At 53.4% G+C, this 17,467-nt stretch carries 12 protein-coding genes and 1 pseudogene; 2 read left to right on the top strand and 11 right to left on the bottom strand.

Annotation, left to right across the window (positions count from 1 at the left end):
* Positions 1 to 21 precede the first annotated feature (21 nt).
* Positions 22 to 897, top strand: a complete 876-nt coding sequence (locus MHH78_RS32340) for a GNAT family N-acetyltransferase (protein WP_341170107.1) — start codon at positions 22 to 24, stop codon at positions 895 to 897.
* Between the two features lie 644 nt (positions 898 to 1,541).
* Positions 1,542 to 3,101: an IS1182 family transposase gene (locus MHH78_RS32345; RefSeq protein ID WP_341170108.1), complete on the top strand. Its 1,560-nt coding sequence runs from the start codon at positions 1,542 to 1,544 to the stop codon at positions 3,099 to 3,101.
* Positions 3,102 to 3,203: 102 nt separating this feature from the next.
* Here the strand turns inward: MHH78_RS32345 and MHH78_RS32350 are convergent, their stop codons facing one another.
* From MHH78_RS32350 to MHH78_RS32400, 11 genes and pseudogenes are all read right to left on the bottom strand, one after another.
* Positions 3,204 to 3,860, bottom strand: a complete 657-nt coding sequence (locus tag MHH78_RS32350; protein ID WP_036730739.1) for a M48 family metallopeptidase — start codon at positions 3,858 to 3,860, stop codon at positions 3,204 to 3,206.
* A gap of 33 nt (positions 3,861 to 3,893) precedes the next feature.
* Entirely contained in the window at positions 3,894 to 5,276 is a 1,383-nt protein-coding gene (locus MHH78_RS32355; protein WP_341170109.1) for a hypothetical protein, read from the bottom strand.
* A 232-nt stretch (positions 5,277 to 5,508) separates the two neighbouring features.
* Complete coding sequence (locus MHH78_RS32360) at positions 5,509 to 6,534, bottom strand: ABC transporter ATP-binding protein (protein ID WP_341170110.1); 1,026 nt, start codon at positions 6,532 to 6,534, stop codon at positions 5,509 to 5,511.
* On the bottom strand, positions 6,531 to 7,547 hold the full coding sequence (locus tag MHH78_RS32365; protein WP_341170111.1) for an ABC transporter ATP-binding protein: 1,017 nt from the start codon (positions 7,545 to 7,547) through the stop codon (positions 6,531 to 6,533). Before MHH78_RS32365 ends, MHH78_RS32360 begins: the two co-directional genes overlap by 4 nt.
* Entirely contained in the window at positions 7,514 to 8,473 is a 960-nt protein-coding gene (locus MHH78_RS32370) for an ABC transporter permease (protein WP_340757889.1), read from the bottom strand. The genes MHH78_RS32365 and MHH78_RS32370 overlap by 34 nt, the downstream gene beginning before the upstream one ends.
* A 59-nt stretch (positions 8,474 to 8,532) precedes the next feature.
* Positions 8,533 to 9,504: an ABC transporter permease gene (locus MHH78_RS32375; RefSeq protein ID WP_076081946.1), complete on the bottom strand. Its 972-nt coding sequence runs from the start codon at positions 9,502 to 9,504 to the stop codon at positions 8,533 to 8,535.
* Positions 9,505 to 9,625: 121 nt separating this feature from the next.
* Positions 9,626 to 11,371, bottom strand: a complete 1,746-nt coding sequence (locus MHH78_RS32380; protein WP_341170112.1) for a peptide-binding protein — start codon at positions 11,369 to 11,371, stop codon at positions 9,626 to 9,628.
* Positions 11,372 to 11,967: 596 nt separating this feature from the next.
* Positions 11,968 to 13,653, bottom strand: a pseudogene (locus tag MHH78_RS32385) (ABC transporter permease); the annotation flags it as partial.
* An 877-nt stretch (positions 13,654 to 14,530) separates the two neighbouring features.
* Complete coding sequence (locus MHH78_RS32390; protein ID WP_036730659.1) at positions 14,531 to 15,232, bottom strand: ABC transporter ATP-binding protein; 702 nt, start codon at positions 15,230 to 15,232, stop codon at positions 14,531 to 14,533.
* A gap of 330 nt (positions 15,233 to 15,562) precedes the next feature.
* A complete protein-coding gene (locus MHH78_RS32395; RefSeq protein ID WP_341170113.1) occupies positions 15,563 to 16,459 on the bottom strand; it encodes an SDR family oxidoreductase in 897 nt (298 codons plus the stop codon).
* Positions 16,460 to 16,619: 160 nt separating this feature from the next.
* The gene (locus MHH78_RS32400; RefSeq protein WP_341170114.1) at positions 16,620 to 17,459 is read right to left on the bottom strand and encodes an aldo/keto reductase; all 840 of its coding nucleotides are present in this window, start codon (positions 17,457 to 17,459) and stop codon (positions 16,620 to 16,622) included.
* Positions 17,460 to 17,467 lie beyond the last annotated feature (8 nt).

Here is a 17,467-nt window from a genome sequence, read left to right on the forward strand (position 1 = left end):
GATACAGAAGGAGCCACTACTATGGATAGTCTTCAATTTGTCTGCAATTATAAAGATTATGAGCCGCTGCGGAACAGCTTTTTCGAGCTGGCAAAAGACACGTTCGAGCTGGAGCTGGAGCACTGGTATGAGGAGGGCTTCTGGACGGATAAGTATATTCCATATTCTTACGCGGAGGGAAACCGGATCGTGGCGAATGTCTCGGTAAATCTGCTGGAGCTAACTATTAATGGAGTGAAGTCCCCTGCTGTGCAGATCGGGACGGTGATGACTCATCCTGACTATAGAGGACGCGGCCTGTCTGCCCGGTTGATGGACAAGGTGCTGGAGGAGTATGGACAAGCGTGCGAACTCATGTATCTTTTTGCCAATGAGTCAGTCTTGGAGTTCTATCCCAAATTCGGCTTCCGCCCGGTGGAAGAACAGCTCTTCTCCATGGCCTGCCCCAGGGGCGCTGCCGGATCTGCGGCAATCCGCAAGCTGGATGTTGCCGACCCGCGTGATCTGAGCCTGATCTCCACCCTTGGAGCGCAGCGGATTCCGGCATCCAAGCGTCTTGGCGTCAGCGGCGCCCATGGACTGCTGATGTTCTACTGCCTGAACGTATTCAGCGGCCAGCTCTATTTCCTGGAGGACGAGAAAGTCATCGCCATCTGCCAGCAGGAGAATGGGCAGCTTGAGCTCTTCGATCTGATCAGCACACAGCCTGTCTCCTGCGGCGAAATCGCCCTGAAGCTTGCAGACAGCGATACGGAGACGATTGTCTTTCACTTCACTCCTGATGATGATGGCCTGGAGTTGTCAGCCAGCAACCATTCAGAGGGCCTATTCGTCCGGACTCCAGGCGGACAGCAGTATCCTACGAACGTCAAGCATCCGGCTACTTCTATCGCCTAGTGAAGCATCAGAATGCAATATGTGAGAACAGCTTTAACTAAGTCGCCTGCTGAAGGTTTGCCGTCCCCGATTGAGGTTAAGTGGTATGCTTAATTGCATTCTGTACAACTAAATCGTCTGATGTCCGGCCGAATACCCGTTTAGCTGCATTCTGTACAATTAAAATGCCCTCTGTACCCGATTCTCGCCCGTTCAGGCAGATTTAGTTGTACAGAATACAGTTAGGAGAGGAATTCTTTCCTTTCCACTGACTTTAAGTGCACAGAATACAACTATCACTGAATGCTCCCTTCGGCGAAAGGACGAAGTCCATACATTACCGCATTCATGGGGCTGTCCCAAAAGCCATGAAATGGCTGCTTGGGATAGCTCTTTATTTTGTAGTCGGATCAACGTGAGCACTTGGGTGGACGCTGCGCGAACGGACCGTTGTTCCAATCGCTGTGGTCTCCAGATTTTTTTCATTCCCCTTAGCGGTGAAAATCCGGAGACCAAGGCGACCGCTGCCGCTTTTACACAATCGTTCCGTCCTCTCCGCTGTTTAAGTGGGAAAAGTTTCTTCAAATCTTTCTAAAATCACAAAAAGAAACCTCTCTTTTGTTAAAATGGAGTTACCACACAACCATTTCAAAGGAGAGGTTTCTTTGTACATTCAATATACCATGGACCAACTTTGCTTGCCAATGGATCTGGAAGAAGATATCCCGGGAAATCACCTCGTTCGCGTCGTGAATGCCGCCGTCAATCGGCTGGACAACGCCATTTTTGACGCGGCCTATCCCGGCGGCGGCCGTGACAGCTACCATCCTAAAATGCTCACCAAAGTCATCATCTACGCTTACACTCAGCGAATCTATTCGTCTCGCCAAATCGCCAAAGCGGTCCGGGAGAACATTCCCTTCATGTGGCTGGCCGGACGGCAGCGACCCGACTTCCGCACGCTGAATCGCTTCCGTTCCCAGCGGATGAGAAATGTCCTCGAAACGGTATTTACCGCCGTGCTTCAGTTTCTGGCTAACGAAAAATACGTGTCTCTGGAGCATTATTTTGTGGACGGAACTAAGATCGAGGCGAATGCCAATCGCTACACCTTTGTCTGGAGCAAAGCGGTCAGCAAACACAAAGCGAAACTGCAAGATAAGGTGCAGGCCCTATTCGCTGACATTGAAGCAGCCGAAGAGCAGGAAGAACAAGAGAATCAGGGCAAAGATCTGGCTGAACTCAGCACGGGTTCGGAAATGGACAGTGAGAAACTCGAACAAGCCGTGCAAAAGCTTGAAGCTCAGCTTGCCGAAAAACCGAAAGACAAGCCCCTAAACAAGACGGTTCGGTCGTTGCGTAAGGATTTGCTCCCTCGACTGCAGAAGTACGAACAATATCAAAAGCTGCTTGGGGACCGGAACAGTTTCAGCAAGACCGATCCCGAGGCAACGTTTATGCGGATGAAAGAAGATCACATGCGAAATGGCCAACTGAAGCCAGGTTACAATCTACAGATCGGGACCGAAAACCAATTTATTTTAACCTACAGTCTCCATCAAAGACCGGGTGACACCCGCTGTTTAGAACCACATCTGGAAAAAACAAAGCAATTCCTCGGGAAACTTCCAAAGACGGTCATTGCAGATGCCGGCTATGGAAGTGAAGAAAACTACGCCTATCTGGAAAAGAGCGAGCTACAGGCCGTCGTGAAATACAGCACCTACCACAAAGAAAAGAGCAAAGCCTGGAAAGCCCAGGTCGGAAAAATCGAGAACTGGACCTACGACGGATCCGAGGATCGCTGGACGTGTTTAGCTGGACACCCGCTGTATTTCCAACGAGAGAGCAAGGAAACCACAGAGAGTGGATACGAAATTAAGAAGCGTCATTACCAAAGTCAAAGCTGCGGAGGTTGTCCGTTAAAAGAAAACTGCACGAAGGGAAGCGGAAACCGGGAAATCGCAGTCAGTTTGGAGCGGCTTAGATACCAGAAACAGGCGAAAGAAATCCTCCAAAGCGAGGAAGGCTATCTATTGGCCGTACGTCGAATGACGGAGCCGGAAAGTGTATTTGGACAATTAAAGAATAACCGGGGCTTCCGGCGCTTTCTGCTTCGCGGCATGGAAAAAGTGACGCTAGAGGTCGGTTGGCTTTCGCTTGCTCACAACCTGCTGAAGCAAGCAGCGAATGACCAGAAACGCAAGGGAGCGATCCTCCAATAACGGAGAATCGCTCCCTTTCTTACAAATTAATCTTTTAAGAAGGCATGGGATTTTTCCCCACCAGTAGAGTATCTACTTTTGGGACAGCCCCTTTTCGTTAGGTCACAGCGTCATGAACTGCCCCTGCCGGGCCAGGTAGGCCTCCTTCTCCTTATAGTCCGGCATAATACTTCCCAAGCGCCGCCAGAAGGAACGGTCATGATTCATATGCAGCAGATGACACAGCTCATGAATGATGACATAGTCGATCACTTCGGGCGGCGCCATGGCCAGGCGGTAATTGAACGTCAGCTTGCCGTCAAAGCTGCAGCTCCCCCACTTGGTCCGCGACTCCACAATCTCCATACTCTTCGGCTTCACTCTGAGCTGCGTCTGGTAGGGCTTGATGCGCTCTGCGATGATTTTCTTCAGACTGGCCGTATAGAATTTCTTCAGCGCAAGCTTCAGCTCCTCCGCATCCGCCTGCCGGTCTCCAATCAGCTCATGCAGCGCATATTCCTTCCCCAAGTACAAGAAGGCTTCTTCGTCGCCCTCATAAGCCTTAACCCTCGGCACCTGCCGGGCTGCCGCATTGCTGCGCAGCTTCTCCAGAATCTTCGGGCCTAGACTTGCTACCGCACCGAGGATCGCCTCTTCACTCGTTCCCTTGGGCGCCTTAACGGTAATGAGGTCCGAGCCGTCCACCGTTACGGATAGCTTCTTGCGCTTGGCATACTGGACATGTAACGTAACCATCTGATCTTCTAGTTGAATCTGCATAGCCACCATCGTTTCTGTAATTTCTATTACACACTAATATACCGGATAACCGGATACAAACACCGCCAGATACAGCAGACCCCCCGCAATAAATAGCGTAGTGAGCAGGATATCTTTCCACTTCTTATCCTCCGTCAACAGCACAGCCGCGAACGCCAGCGGAAACGCAACAGCGAAATAACGCGGAGCAGACAGCAGCCAAGTCGGGGCCACTACATAGACGAAATAGGCGATCACGTACGCCATGTAGGCGGGATTAAGCTTCTTCGTACTGCGGAGCATCATGAAGAGAACCAGGAAGATCGCGCACAAATTCGGCAGCCACAGCCCTAAGAACGACCGGTAATCGGCATCCTTGAAGGTATTCACCGCATATTCCATCTGATATCTCGCAGTATCGAAAAAGAAGTAGAACCGCTGCGACCAGTGCTCCCGCTGATAAATACTGAACTGGAACGCGTTGCCCGTCACATTGTAATTGATGTAGAGATAAGCCAGCAGACCGAACGAGACGCTCACCAGGGAGAGAACAGCCAAGATCAGCTTATTCGTAAAAGCCTTCCGGTCCATTGACCTGTAGCCAGCGGCCAGCTCCCGGGCAAATTCCACGGCAATCGGCACGGCCAACAGAATCCCCGGGGAACGGGTGAATCCGGCCAGCGCTGCACAGAGGCAGCCCAGCAGCCATCGCTTTTTGCGCACAAAATACAGTGCCATCAGGGAGAGCAGCAGGAACAGCGCCTCTGTCATGGGAAGGAAGAAAAAGAAGGCCGACGGGAAGATGAAGATGTACTTCACTACCCGCAGGGCATTCCTGCGCCCCATATCCAGCCGGGCCAGTTCATAAGCGAACAACGCCGCTGCAAGCGTGCAGAGATTGGCTACGGCAAATCCTGCAGCCATATAATTGCCTGTGAAGAACTGCGCCAGCTTGATCATAACGGGGAAGAACGGCAGAAATACAATATGAAATCTGGGATCTCCTTCCGTCACATACCACCGCTCGGCAATGCCCAGATAAGACATCGCATCAATTCCGCGGATATGCCACATCTCAATGAAGCGGGAGAACAGGCTGCCGGAGCCTCCCTCCCGAAGCACCCAGAATACATAAGCCGCAAGGATTAGCAGCACCCGGCTGAATATCACCCACAGCACAATCTTCCACCAGATCCGCTGCCGTTCCTCCGGGGAGTCGTCCGTATTCACCGTCCGCAGTGCGCTTGGGCTATTGATGTACCCGGTTATAGCGGGGATGGCCCGCAGGCCCGTCCAGATAAACAGGGCCAGACAGAGCAGGGAAGCCAAGGCCCCCGCCAGGGTCCAGGTATGTACCGACACTGCCCATACCCAGACAGCTATTATCATAACAAGGATAAAGAGTGCTGAAATTGCTGTATTGACCTTTTTCACCATAGCCTCCGGTTCCGCAACCTTTGCGTTTGCGTTGTCTTTTTCTCATTTTCTTATAGAAATGCCTGTAGCACAATGATTAGTTTGAAGCGGAATTACAAAATAACCCCACAAAGTGGGGCTTTAGCGAAGGTGATGACTCAGGTACTTTGCGGGGGGCCCCAAAATCAAAAAAAGGAACACTGCGTAAGATTCAGCAGTGTTCCTCTTCGGTACAGCATAGGGTAATGCTTGATCAGGATTTCGGAAGCAACGGGAAATGACAGGCTACCGGACGGCCCGGCAGGACCTCTTCCAGCAGCGGCTCCGCTAAGCGGCATTTGTCCTGGACGAACGGACAGCGGGTATGGAACCGGCAGCCGGAGGGCGGATTGGCCGGGGAGGGCACATCTCCCTCCAGCATAATGCGCTCCTGCTTACGCCTTGGTGTCGGCTTGGGAATGGCCGAGAGCAGGGCGGCAGTATACGGATGCAGAGGGGCCGCGAACAGTTCCTCCGTCTCTCCCACCTCCACCAGCTTGCCCAGGTACATGACCCCCACACGGTCAGAGATATGACGGACTACGTTCAAACCATGCGCAATGAACAGGAAGGTTAGGCCCAGCTCCTTCTGCAGCTTCATCAGCAGGTTAATGACCTGGGATTGCACCGACACATCAAGTGCGGACACGGCCTCATCGGCCACAATAAACTGCGGATTCAGTGCAATCGCCCGGGCGATGCCAATGCGCTGGCGTTGTCCGCCGGAGAATTCATGCGGATAGCGGTTCCGGCGGCTGGCATCCAGACCCACCAGCTCCATCAGCTCAACCACCCGGGCATCGATCTCCTTGCCGGACATGTTCCAGTGAATACGCAGCGGCTCGCCGATAATATCCTTGACGAGGAAGCGCGGATTCAGCGACCCGAACGGGTCCTGGAAAATAATCTGCATCTCTTCCCGCAGCTTCCGCATGTCACGCGAACCCAGCGAATGGATATCCTGGCCCTTGAATAGCACCTGCCCCCCGGTCGCACTTTGCAGCCGGAGCAGTACCCGTCCGAAGGTGGATTTGCCGCAGCCGGATTCCCCGACCAGCCCGAACGTCTCGCCTTGGCGGATCGCCAGATTGACCCCATCCACCGCCTTGACCTGCCCGACGGTCCGGTTAAGCAGACCCTTGGTGATCGGAAAATACTTCTTAATATCCTTAACCTCCACCAGTACTTCTGAGGAGGCAGCTACCTTACGATTTGGCTTGGCCAATGTTTTGTTCATCATGCGTGCTTCGCCTCCCCGCTGGTATACGCTGAAACCGGCTTATCCTTGAACAGCCAGCAGGCGGCCCGGTGATCATCAGAGATCAGGAAATCCGGCGGCTCCTGGCTCCGGCAGATGTCCATCGCATGCGGACAACGCGGGTGGAAGCGGCAGCCTGCAGGCAGCTGTCCTATCGGCGGAATCGTTCCGCTGATCGTATAGAGCTCGCCTCCCCGTCCGCCTTCGAACCCCGGAATCGACTGGAGCAGACCTATCGTATAAGGATGGCTGGGATGGTCGAAGATCTCTTCCACACCGCCCTCTTCCACGATAGCGCCCGCGTACATGACAGCAATGCGGTCCGCCATCTCAGCGGCAACTCCCATGTCGTGGGTAATCAGCAGGATGGACATGCCAAGCTCCGACTGAAGCTTGCGCAGCAGATCCAGAATCTGCGCTTGGACCGTAACATCAAGTGCGGTGGTCGGCTCATCGGCAATCAGCAGCTCGGGGTTACAGGCCAGCGCAATCGCAATGACTACGCGCTGGCACATCCCGCCAGACAGCTCATGCGGGTACTGCTTCGCACGGATCTCCGGTGCCGGTATGCCCACCAATCTAATCAGATCGACCGCCAGCTTCAGCGCTTCTGCATCCTTCTTATTCTGATGCAGCCGCAGACTCTCCGCAATCTGTTCCCCTATGGTGAAGACCGGATTCAGCGAAGACATCGGGTCCTGGAAGATCATCGCGATCTGGTTGCCGCGAATCTCCCGCATCTCCTCCTGGCTTTTCGCCCCCAGATCCTGTCCATGGAAGTCAATCTGTCCATCCAGTATCATACCGCCCGCATAATCGATCAGGCGCATGATCGCCAGCGAGGTGACACTTTTGCCGCTGCCGGATTCGCCTACAATACAGACTGTCTGACCTTTATTCACCGTAAGGGAGATGCCGTCGGTTGCTTTGAGCAGTCCCTTCTCTGTCGCAAAGCCGGCGGTTAGTTTCCGGATTTCGAGTAGTTTTTGCGCCATTGTTCCAGCCTCCTCCGGGATTTGGTCACTTGCTGTCTGGGATCAAGGGCATCCCGGATGCCGTCGCCGATGAAGTTAACCGCCAGCACGACGAGCAGAATGCACAGACCCGGATACACGGCTTGCATCGGATCAATCAGCATGAATTCCTGTGCACTGCTGAGCATCAGTCCCCAGCTTGTGGCCGGAGCCTGGATACCAAGACCCAGATAGGACAGTGCAGATTCACTGAGAATCGCTCCGCCGACCATCAAGGTGGCATTGACAATGATCGGGAAGCTCGCGTTGCGGAGCAAATGCCGGAAGATGATCCCCCAGCTGGATACCCCGATGGCTCTGGCCGCCTCCACATACTGCATCTCCCGCAGCTGCAGGAAGGTTCCCCGGACCAGCCGGGCAATACTCATCCAGCTGGTGAACGCCAGAATCAGGATCATGAATTCAATCTTTGTGCCGAACAGCGCCATCACCAGGATATTCAGGAACAGGGATGGGACGGAGTTCATGACATCAACAATACGCATGAATACCGTATCTATGAATCCGCCGAAGTAACCCGAAATCGCCCCGACCACCGATCCGACCAGCACGGATACAAAAGCAACGGAGAAACCGATAAGCAGCGATATCCTCGCGCTGTACAGCAGTCTGCTGAGAATATCGCGGCCCAGCTCATCTGTACCGAGGAGATGGCCCTCCGCTCCCGGCTTCAGGTTGGCGAACATCAGATCAATCTTCTCCGGTCCATACGGGGTCAGCCGCGATGCGAAGATTGCCAGCAGCACAAAGATAAACAGCACGATCAACCCGCCCATAGCAAACGGATTGCGCGAGAACTTCTTCCACAGCACTCTCCACGGGCCGGGAGGTCTGTCCATATCCACCACCGGAATTTCCGGGTCGGTCCCGCCCGGCATCGGACTCATATCCGGCGTTCCCAGCGGCTTGGATACCTTCCCTTTGATAAGCTCAGTATTGTCTGTACTCATGCTGCCTTCCCCCCTTGCTTGCCGAGCTTCACCCGGGGATCAACTACGACATACAGTATATCTGCCAGCAGATTGCCAATGACGACCATCACAGCCGTGACGATAGTCACAGCCATCAGTGCCGAATATTCACGTGCAGTGGCCATCTCTACGAACCAACGGCCCATTCCCGGCCAGTTGAATACATTCTCTGTTAGTGCCGCCCCTCCCACCAGGATCGGAAGATCAAGGCCTAGTATTGTAATAATTGGAATTAGTGCATTGCGCAGGGCATGGCGGAAGACGACCTTCCGTTCCTTGACGCCTTTGGCCCGTGCCGTCCGGATATAATCCTGATCCAGCACCTCCAGCATACTGGCCCGCGCATACTTCATATAAGAAGCCAGGAACCCAAGTGCCAGTACCGTTACCGGCAGCACCAGATGCATGAATAAATCAGCGATACTGTCTTCCTTGCCTCTTGTATGCATATCCGACAATGGGAACCAGTCCAGCTTGAGCGACAGCCACTGCTGCAATAGAATCCCGAACCAGAAGGTCGGCATGGCGAAGCCCAGATAAGAAATGAACGAAGCCGTCTGATCCGATAAACCATAGACTTTGGTACTATTGTAGATTCCCCAGGGGATTGCGATCAGCAGGGATACCAGCCAAGCCGCACCCATCAGGATTATGGTATTGCCGATACGCGGCCAGAGCAGATCCGAGATTGCAATATGGTTCTTGAAGGTATATCCCAGGTCTCCTTGCAGCAGGTCGCCGATCCAGTGGAAATACTGGATATGAATCGGCTGATCCAGACCCAGGTTCTTGGCCTGCTGCTCGAAGATTTCCGGTGTCAGGCCCGGCGCGAGCATCACTTGTGTAGGGCCACCCGGAGCCGCATGGATTAGAAGAAAAGTTAGTATGGTAATCAGAAAGATGACCAGTACCGATTGAAGCACTCGGCGTATCAGATATTCTGTCATTGGCTAGCCTCCTAGAGATGGTAAGGCGATAGATTACGGAAGACCCCCTATTTATACAAAAGGGGGAGGTGAAAGAGAATTCTCTTTCACCTCCCGCAAGTCTATTCAGTTAGTCGGTACGTTACTCGGTTACCCACCATTTGATAGCGTGGAAGAACTGTCCGTAGCCCAGTGACGGCTCTGGAGCGTCCTCCTCTGCCCAGTGCACTCTAGGTCCTGTTCCGATCGCCTGTCCATACTGATACAGGAAGACATAAGGAAGGTCGGTCGAGATTTCCTTGCCTACTTCTTTGTAGATTTCCTTGCGTTTAGCCTGATCTACTGTGGAATATCCATCTACCCACAGCTTATCCAGCTTCTCGTTCTTATACCAGCCGCTGTTCTGTCCCGCAGGCGGGAAGTACTTGGAGGAGAAAATGCTCTCCGCATCCGGGTCCGGAGTATTCAGCGACCACGCCAGCAGCAGGGCCTGGTATTTACCCGGTGTTACGTTCTGGTCAATCCAGGCAGCGAAATCGATTGCCTTAGGCTTCACTTCAATGCCTACATCCTTAAGGTTCTGCTGAATAACAGCGGCAACCTGTTCACGGCGGCTGTTGCCGGCATTATATTGAAGCTCGAAGGAGAAACGGTGGCCGTCTTTGACCAGAATGCCGTCCTTGGCATCCGCAACCCAGCCGTCTTCAGCCAGGAGCTTCTTGGCCGTCTCAGCATTGTAATCATAGTTAACAGCAGCATCACCCGGGTCAGCCCAGGTATCCGGCAGGAACGGCGCATTCATCAGCGCGCCTACGCCCTTCAGGATATTGTCCACCATCCCTTGACGGTTCAGGGCATGGGCAATCGCCTGTCTGGTCTTCTGTCCCTGGAACAGGCCGTAGCCATCCGGGAAGTTCTTGCCGTCAAAGTTGAAGTTAACATATTCGTACTGCGCGCCCGGCTTCTGGATGATATCGATTTTCCCGTCAGCCTTAACCGCTTCAACCTGAGTTACCGGAATCGCACTGATATGGTCCGTGTCACCCTTCATAATCGCCTGTACCTCAGTGTTCTGGTCGGCGTAGATCTTGTAGATCACCTGAGCGATATGAGGCTTCACGGTTCCCCAGTAGTTAGGATCAGCATCCAGGGTATGGCTCTCGCCTTGCTTCCAGGCTGTCCACTTCCATGGTCCGCTTGTAACGGTCTTGGCCGGATCAGTACCATAGGGGTTCTTCTGCATTTCGGTCGGCTTCACATCCTTCAGGACATGGGCTGGAACAATCTCCTGGACCAGCGCATACAGGAACGGCGCATAGACTTGGGACATTGTGATCTTGACGGTGTGGTCATCCACCTTCTCAACGCTCTTCACCTTGTCAAAGGCACTGATCAGCGGAGAGCCTGTCTCCTTATTCTTGGCCATTTCAACGGTGTAGATTACATCATCTGCGACGACGGGCTGACCGTCACTCCATTTGGCGGTATCCTTCAGCTTCACAGTATAGGTCAAGCCATCTTCAGAGATCTCCGGCAGCGCGGCAGCCAGTGACCAATCCTCTGCCTGTACATTACCTTCACGGTCCAGGTTGTACAGCTTGGCGAAGACGAACTGGGCCACATCACCAGATGCGGTGTCATTAACTAAGAGCGGATTAATATTAACAATATCGGAGAATGAGCTTGTAACTAGTGTTCCGCCGTCAACCGGCGCGTCAGCTGCAGGTGCTTCCGTAGCATCAGGCGTCGCACTCTCTGCCGGTGCTGTAGTGGCTGCAGGCGCATTTGTTGAAGAACCCGCAGTGTTATTCGTACTGCAACCTGTAAATAGAACCCCTACCAACGATAAGACTAGTAAACCTGACCACCATTTTCTCTTTTTCGCCATTCCTTTACTCCTCCTTAGTTAAGTGCTTGTACCTGCTCTTCAAAGCTTCTCGGGAGACTGGGATGCTCCGGATCGTTATCCGTCTAAGACCACTAATGACCGCCTACGCATTACATGTGACATAACATCACACCTAATATATATTGTAGAAATGCGTTGAATAGACCGCGGGTCAATTAAGGTCAGGGATAACATTCCCGGCGGGAAGCCTCACAACTTCCCTCATAAATTATGGTTTATATTACATGTGAATATATCTTACGTCAATATATTTATTTACCGCTGTACAATCTTACTTTTTTGCTCCCGAAACATTTACTTCCAATGTATCTTGAAATAACTGTAAAAATACCTTTTACCCATTATTATAATGAGTTTAATCGGGTTAGTTTTAATGACACTTTCTTATCATTTTCGCGATTTTCCGACACTGTTCGTCATATTTTCGTATGTTTCAGCGCTAATTCCCCAGCCATCGGTTCCTTTTCAGGCACAAAAAAGAAGGATAACGGCTCCGGGCTCCCTCTGCCCTCGGCTCATTATCCTTCCTTGTATGCTGATGCTTTTTTTATTTTTTTGACAAAATCGTGACTGAACTACTCTACCGACTTCAGCGCTTCAATCATATGAATCCGCTTGAGCTTGATGTGCATGAAAGCCATTACGATGCCTGAGAATAGTATGGTCAGCAAGGCTGCATAGATGTAGCTCTGCCACTTGATGAGCGGAGCGAACATGGTGGCATCCAGCTCGGCAGTCGACAGGACGAACCGGTGCAGGATCACCCCCAGGGCACTGCCGGACAAGATACCGAGCAAGGTCAGCAGAATATTTTCCCGGTAAATATACAGAGTGACTTCCTTATCATAGAAGCCGAGCACCTTAATCGTAGACAATTCGCGGACCCGCTCAGACACATTGATATTAGTCAGGTTGTACAGGACCACGAAGGCCAGCGCGGCAGCAGAGACAATCAGCACCACAATGACGATATCCATACTGTCCATAGTTTCCTCGAAGGCTTCTCCCACACCGCTGGAAAAGCTGACCAAGGCCACCTGTCCATTCGCAGTCAGCTTCTCCCCGAAGGCACTCTCCCACTCCTTATCCTTGCCGCTGTAATTCAACAATTGAGTATTATAGACCGGCTCCTTGCCGAACACCTCTGTGTAGTAAGCCGGAGTCATGTATACATAATGCAGCACATAGTTCTCGGTGACCGCCGCTACCTTGATCTGGAATGGCTCATTGTTGCTGTCCAGAAGCGTCAACGTGCCCCCGGGTGCCACATCATACAGCTTGGCCAGCTTCTCTGTAATGACCGCGCCTTCGTCACTGGGTGCACGCGACTTACCGGTGCTGCGGTCCTTAAGATTAACGAAAGACGCCAGCTCAGCGGTATCCGAGGGAACAAAGATCCGCACTTCCTGGTCGTTCACACCTTTGGCCCGGGCCGTCATAGCCTCCTGCAGCACATTCAGCGTGCCTGTCACCGCAGTCTCCTGTTCAATCAGCTTCTTATAGGAAGCCTGATCTGCGGCGGCTGCATTGTCGTGCAGGGCGACCAGGGCGCTGTATTTCATAATGCCGCCGAACTGCCGCTCGGCGATGCTGCCGATGGAATCCTTCAGTCCAAAGCCGGTCAGAATCAGCGCGGTACAGCCTGCCACCCCGATAACGGTCATGAACATCCGCTGCTTGTAGCGGAAGAGGTTGCGGGCCGTCACCTTTTGCACGAAGCTGAGCCGGGTCCACAGGAACTTGAAGCGCTCCAGCATAATCCGCTGCCCGCTCTTCGGTGCCTTGGGCCGCATCAGCACAGACGCGTTGCTCCGCAGCTCCACCCGTGAAGCGATCATCGCCGTCATCGTTGTACAGACCAGCGCCACGACTATGGAAATAACGGCGTATGAAGGGTAGAAGCTCTTGATCACATCCGGCAGGTTATAGAGAGAGCTGTAAGCATTATAGATCAGATCCGGGAAGAACGTGAAGCCGACTGCAAGGCCTGCAAGGGATGCCGTAAGGCTGGCCAGTGTTCCATACACCAGAAACTTGGTCATAATGTCCATAGCACCGTATCCAAGTGCCTTCAACGTCCCAATCTGGAGCCGCTGCTCCTCCACCATGCGGGTCATCGTGGTTAAGCTGACAAGCGCTGCAATCAGGAAAAAGAATACCGGAAAAGCCGACGCAATCGCGGACAGCCGGTCCGCATTATCCTTGTATTCGGCGTATCCCGGGTTCATTGTGCGATCGGCCACATATACTTTAGGCAGCTCCGGCTGGCTCTGCGCCGCTGTCTGCTGTTGTTGCTGCTGCGAAGCATCCGCTGCCTGCTGGCCCGCAGCCAGCTTGGCGGCCGCTTCCGCCTTCAGCTCCTCCAGACGCTGCGCCGGGTAATCCTTGAGCGCTTGCTCTGTCTCTGTGAGGTGGCGCTCAACCAACGTGTCATAGGCCGGAGTATAGGCCCTCTCCGCAGCCGTATCCTTGAAGCTGAGATAGGCCTCCGTATACACCGGAAGTGTGAAATCCCCTTCCGGGATGACGGCGAACGCATCGGCAGTCCCTTTGCCGATCCGGCTCGTTCCACGGTTCGCGGTCTCAATATATTGTGGGCTCTGCGCGAAGCCTACTACAGTATAGGTCTTGGTCCGAAAGCTCTGTTCAGGCGTCTCCCCGGCCTCGCCGCCGAAGATAATGGAATCGCCAAGCTTAAATTTTTCCTGTTCGCGCAGGTGTTCATCCAGCATAATCTCTCCAGAGGCCGCCGGGAGATGCCCGGCGGTGAGCTTGTAGCCGTTCAGTTCATTATTGTCCGCATACGAATAGACCTTGGCAATCAGCCCGCTGTCGCCAAGAAAGACATCGGAGCTGTATACAGGCTGAACTGTCTGCACCCCGGGTATCCCCCGAAGCATCTCGATCCCTTGCTCTGACAGGCCGTAAGTGGACTGTACCCGCAGATCCATCAGCCGCAGATCCTTATAATACGTCGCTGCGGTGTCCAGCATATCCGGCCCGGCCGACTTGATCCCGGAGAAGAAGCTGACCCCCAGCATAATAATCGCAAAGATCGAGAGGAACCTCGCCTTGGTTCGGCCGATCTCCCGAAAAACATCCTTCCATAGTGCCCGTTTCTTCATCATTCCCGGCCCCTTACCATTCGATATCTTCCACGGATACCGGCGCTGGATTCTTCACCATTTTCCGTACCTTGGCGTTGTTGATCTCAATGACCCGGTCGGCCATCGGAGCAATCGCCAGGTTATGCGTGATCACAATCACCGTTGTGCCGGTGTCGCGGCAGGTATCCTGCAGCAGCTTAAGCACCTGCTTGCCGGTATTGTAATCGAGCGCACCGGTCGGCTCATCACAGAGCAGCAGCTTCGGCTGCTTCGCCAGCGCTCTGGCGATAGCCACGCGCTGCTGCTCCCCGCCCGAGAGCTGGGCCGGGAAGTTATTCAGCCGCGCGCCAAGGCCCACATCCTCCAGCACCTTCCGGGCATCGAGGGCCCGGGGCGAGATCTGCGAAGCCAGCTCGACATTCTCCAGAGTGGTCAGATTAGGGACCAGATTATAGAACTGAAACACGAAACCCACGTCATTACGGCGGTAGCCGGTCAATTCCTTGGCGCTATAACGTGCGATGTCAGTACCGTCCACAATGACCTGGCCTTCGTCGGCGGAATCCATCCCGCCCAGTATGTTAAGCACCGTTGACTTTCCCGCCCCGCTGGGCCCTACAATTACAGCAAATTCACCCTTCTCGATCTCGAACTCAATGCCGTCGTTGGCAACAATCAGGGTCTCCCCCATCTTATAGCGCTTATATTCACCCTTCACCGTTACGAATGCCATGCCGTCTCCTCCTGTCTTCTCCACAAACCGCTAATGCACCAGAACTGGCAGATACGATTTCAATTCAATGACTCAAGTGTAGCACATGAACCCCCTATGATGGCAAAAGTGGGAGCCGGAAGCCCCGCCTCTGCTAAATCCAGGTGATACAAGTGGAAACGGCATTACCGTCCTTGTAAAGGACGGTAACGTTTCGGCGAGAAATAGAAGGATAATGTATAGCGTGAAACATATACATTCTTATATTTCAGACTGCTGCAAGTATTCCCCCCACAGCAAAAAACCTCCTGACGGAGGTTCCTGCTCAAGCGTGTTGTTACTCATTCTTATTTATGGGGTCGGCATTCCGCCGTTGGCATTCAGGGTCTCACCGCTGACATAGCTTGATTCCTGGCTGGCCAGGAACACATAGGCCGGAGCCATCTCAGCCGGTTGGCCGGGGCGTCCCAGCGGGGTCTTAGCTCCGAAATCCTTCAGGACTTCCTCCGGCTGTCCCCCGCTGATCTGAAGCGGAGTCCATACCGGTCCAGGGGCAACCACGTTCACCCGGATTCCCTTAGGGGCCACCTGCTGGGCAAAAGCTTTGCTGAAGGTATTAATGGCACTCTTCGTGGTGGCATAGTCCAGCAGAATCTCTGAAGGCTCATAGGCCTGAATCGATGAGGTATTAATAATTGTACTACCAGGCTTCATATGCTTCACCGCTGCCTTGCAGAGCCAGAACAGCGAGTAGACATTCGTCTTGAAGGTAGCATCGAACTGTTCTGTAGTCAGGTCGGCGATGTCTTTCACGAACTGCTGCTTACCGGCAATGTTAGCCAGGATATCAATCCCGCCCAGCTCCTCTACGGCCTTGGCAATCAGCTGCTCGCAGTAGTTCTCGTCCTTCAGATCGCCCGGCAGGGCCACCGCCTTGCGTCCGGCTTCCTCGATGAGCTTAACGACTTCCTTCGCATCAGCTTCTTCCTCCGGCAGATAGGCCAGCACCACATCGGCGCCTTCACGGGCATAAGCAATCGCTACCGCCCGCCCGATTCCGCTGTCCGCTCCCGTAATGACGGCCTTCCGTCCGGTGAGCTTCCCGCTGCCCTTGTAGGTGCCCGCTCCGTCATCGGGACGCGGGTGCATTTTCGTCTCTAAGCCCGGACTGGGCTGCTGCTGCTCGAATTCAGGCGTAGCCTTTTCATATTGCTGCACAGGATCTTGAATCTTATATTGATTACTCATGATAATATTCCTCCTCTGTTCGCTTCTGATTGTGTAGGCTTCTGACTCTTTCTATGTAACCAGCTTCCCTTTTTCTTAAACGAATTATGTATGAGCGCTGTAACAAAACAATAGCCCCCTGCCAAAGAGCAAGGGGCCGTATCTCTATAACATTAATGGATCAGAACTCCTCGTACACGGCCGGGTCCTGGTCCCACAGCGGTCCGGTGGACGGGAGCTCAGAAATCACCTTCATCTCAGCCTCCGACAGCTCGAAGCCGAAAATCTCCAGATTCTCCCGTTGATGCTCCTCCGACGCCGATCTTGGAATCGGAACCGCCCCCAGCTGCACGTGCCAGCGCAAAACAATCTGTGAGACCGATTTGTCATGGACTGCGGCGATCGCACTTAGCTGTTCATTCTTGAGCAGCTCCGTGCCGCGTCCCAGCGGACTCCAGGATTCTGTGATGATTCCGTGCTTCTCATGATGCGCACGCTGCTCCGCCTGTTGATAGAAGGGATGCAGCTCGATCTGGTTCATAGCCGGTACCACTCCCGTCTCCTTGATCAGGCGGTCCAGATGCTCCGGCAGGAAGTTGCTGACGCCGATCGAACGGATCAGCCCTTTTGCCCGCGCATCAATCAGCGCCTGCCATGCTTCCACATACAGGTTCACCTTGGGGTTCGGCCAGTGAATCAGATACAGGTCATAATAATCCAGTCCTGCACGGTACAGAGATTCTTGAACAGTCTCGACCGCTTCATCATACTTGTGATGGCGTCCAGGCAGCTTCGAGGTAATGAACAGCTGGTCTCTGGCCACGCCGCTCTGCCGCACCGCCTCCCCGACAACCCCCTCATTCTCATAGTTGAATGCAGAATCTATCAGACGATACCCTAAATCCAGCGCTGTCTTCAGACTCTCTACACCCTTCGCACCCCTGATCCACGCGGTACCAAAGCCAATCGCAGGCACCTTCATTCCATCGTTCAGCAATATTTCGGGAATATGATTTGTCATGTTCATTC

The sequence above is a fragment of the Paenibacillus sp. FSL H3-0333 genome, assembly GCF_038002805.1.
Taxonomy (GTDB): Bacteria; Bacillota; Bacilli; order Paenibacillales; family Paenibacillaceae; genus Paenibacillus_AQ; species Paenibacillus_AQ silagei.

What these genes read in the sequence shown, in the direction of transcription:
- MHH78_RS32340 (WP_341170107.1), top strand. Translation starts at nt 22, where the DNA reads ATGGATAGTCTTCAATTTGTCTGCAATTATAAAGATTATGAGCCGCTG.
- MHH78_RS32350 (WP_036730739.1), bottom strand. Translation starts at nt 3,860, where the DNA reads ATGCAGATTCAACTAGAAGATCAGATGGTTACGTTACATGTCCAGTAT.
- MHH78_RS32355 (WP_341170109.1), bottom strand. Translation starts at nt 5,276, where the DNA reads ATGGTGAAAAAGGTCAATACAGCAATTTCAGCACTCTTTATCCTTGTT.
- MHH78_RS32360 (WP_341170110.1), bottom strand. Translation starts at nt 6,534, where the DNA reads ATGATGAACAAAACATTGGCCAAGCCAAATCGTAAGGTAGCTGCCTCC.
- MHH78_RS32365 (WP_341170111.1), bottom strand. Translation starts at nt 7,547, where the DNA reads ATGGCGCAAAAACTACTCGAAATCCGGAAACTAACCGCCGGCTTTGCG.
- MHH78_RS32370 (WP_340757889.1), bottom strand. Translation starts at nt 8,473, where the DNA reads ATGAGTCCGATGCCGGGCGGGACCGACCCGGAAATTCCGGTGGTGGAT.
- MHH78_RS32375 (WP_076081946.1), bottom strand. Translation starts at nt 9,504, where the DNA reads ATGACAGAATATCTGATACGCCGAGTGCTTCAATCGGTACTGGTCATC.
- MHH78_RS32380 (WP_341170112.1), bottom strand. Translation starts at nt 11,371, where the DNA reads ATGGCGAAAAAGAGAAAATGGTGGTCAGGTTTACTAGTCTTATCGTTG.
- MHH78_RS32390 (WP_036730659.1), bottom strand. Translation starts at nt 15,232, where the DNA reads ATGGCATTCGTAACGGTGAAGGGTGAATATAAGCGCTATAAGATGGGG.
- MHH78_RS32395 (WP_341170113.1), bottom strand. Translation starts at nt 16,459, where the DNA reads ATGAGTAATCAATATAAGATTCAAGATCCTGTGCAGCAATATGAAAAG.
- MHH78_RS32400 (WP_341170114.1), bottom strand. Translation starts at nt 17,459, where the DNA reads ATGACAAATCATATTCCCGAAATATTGCTGAACGATGGAATGAAGGTG.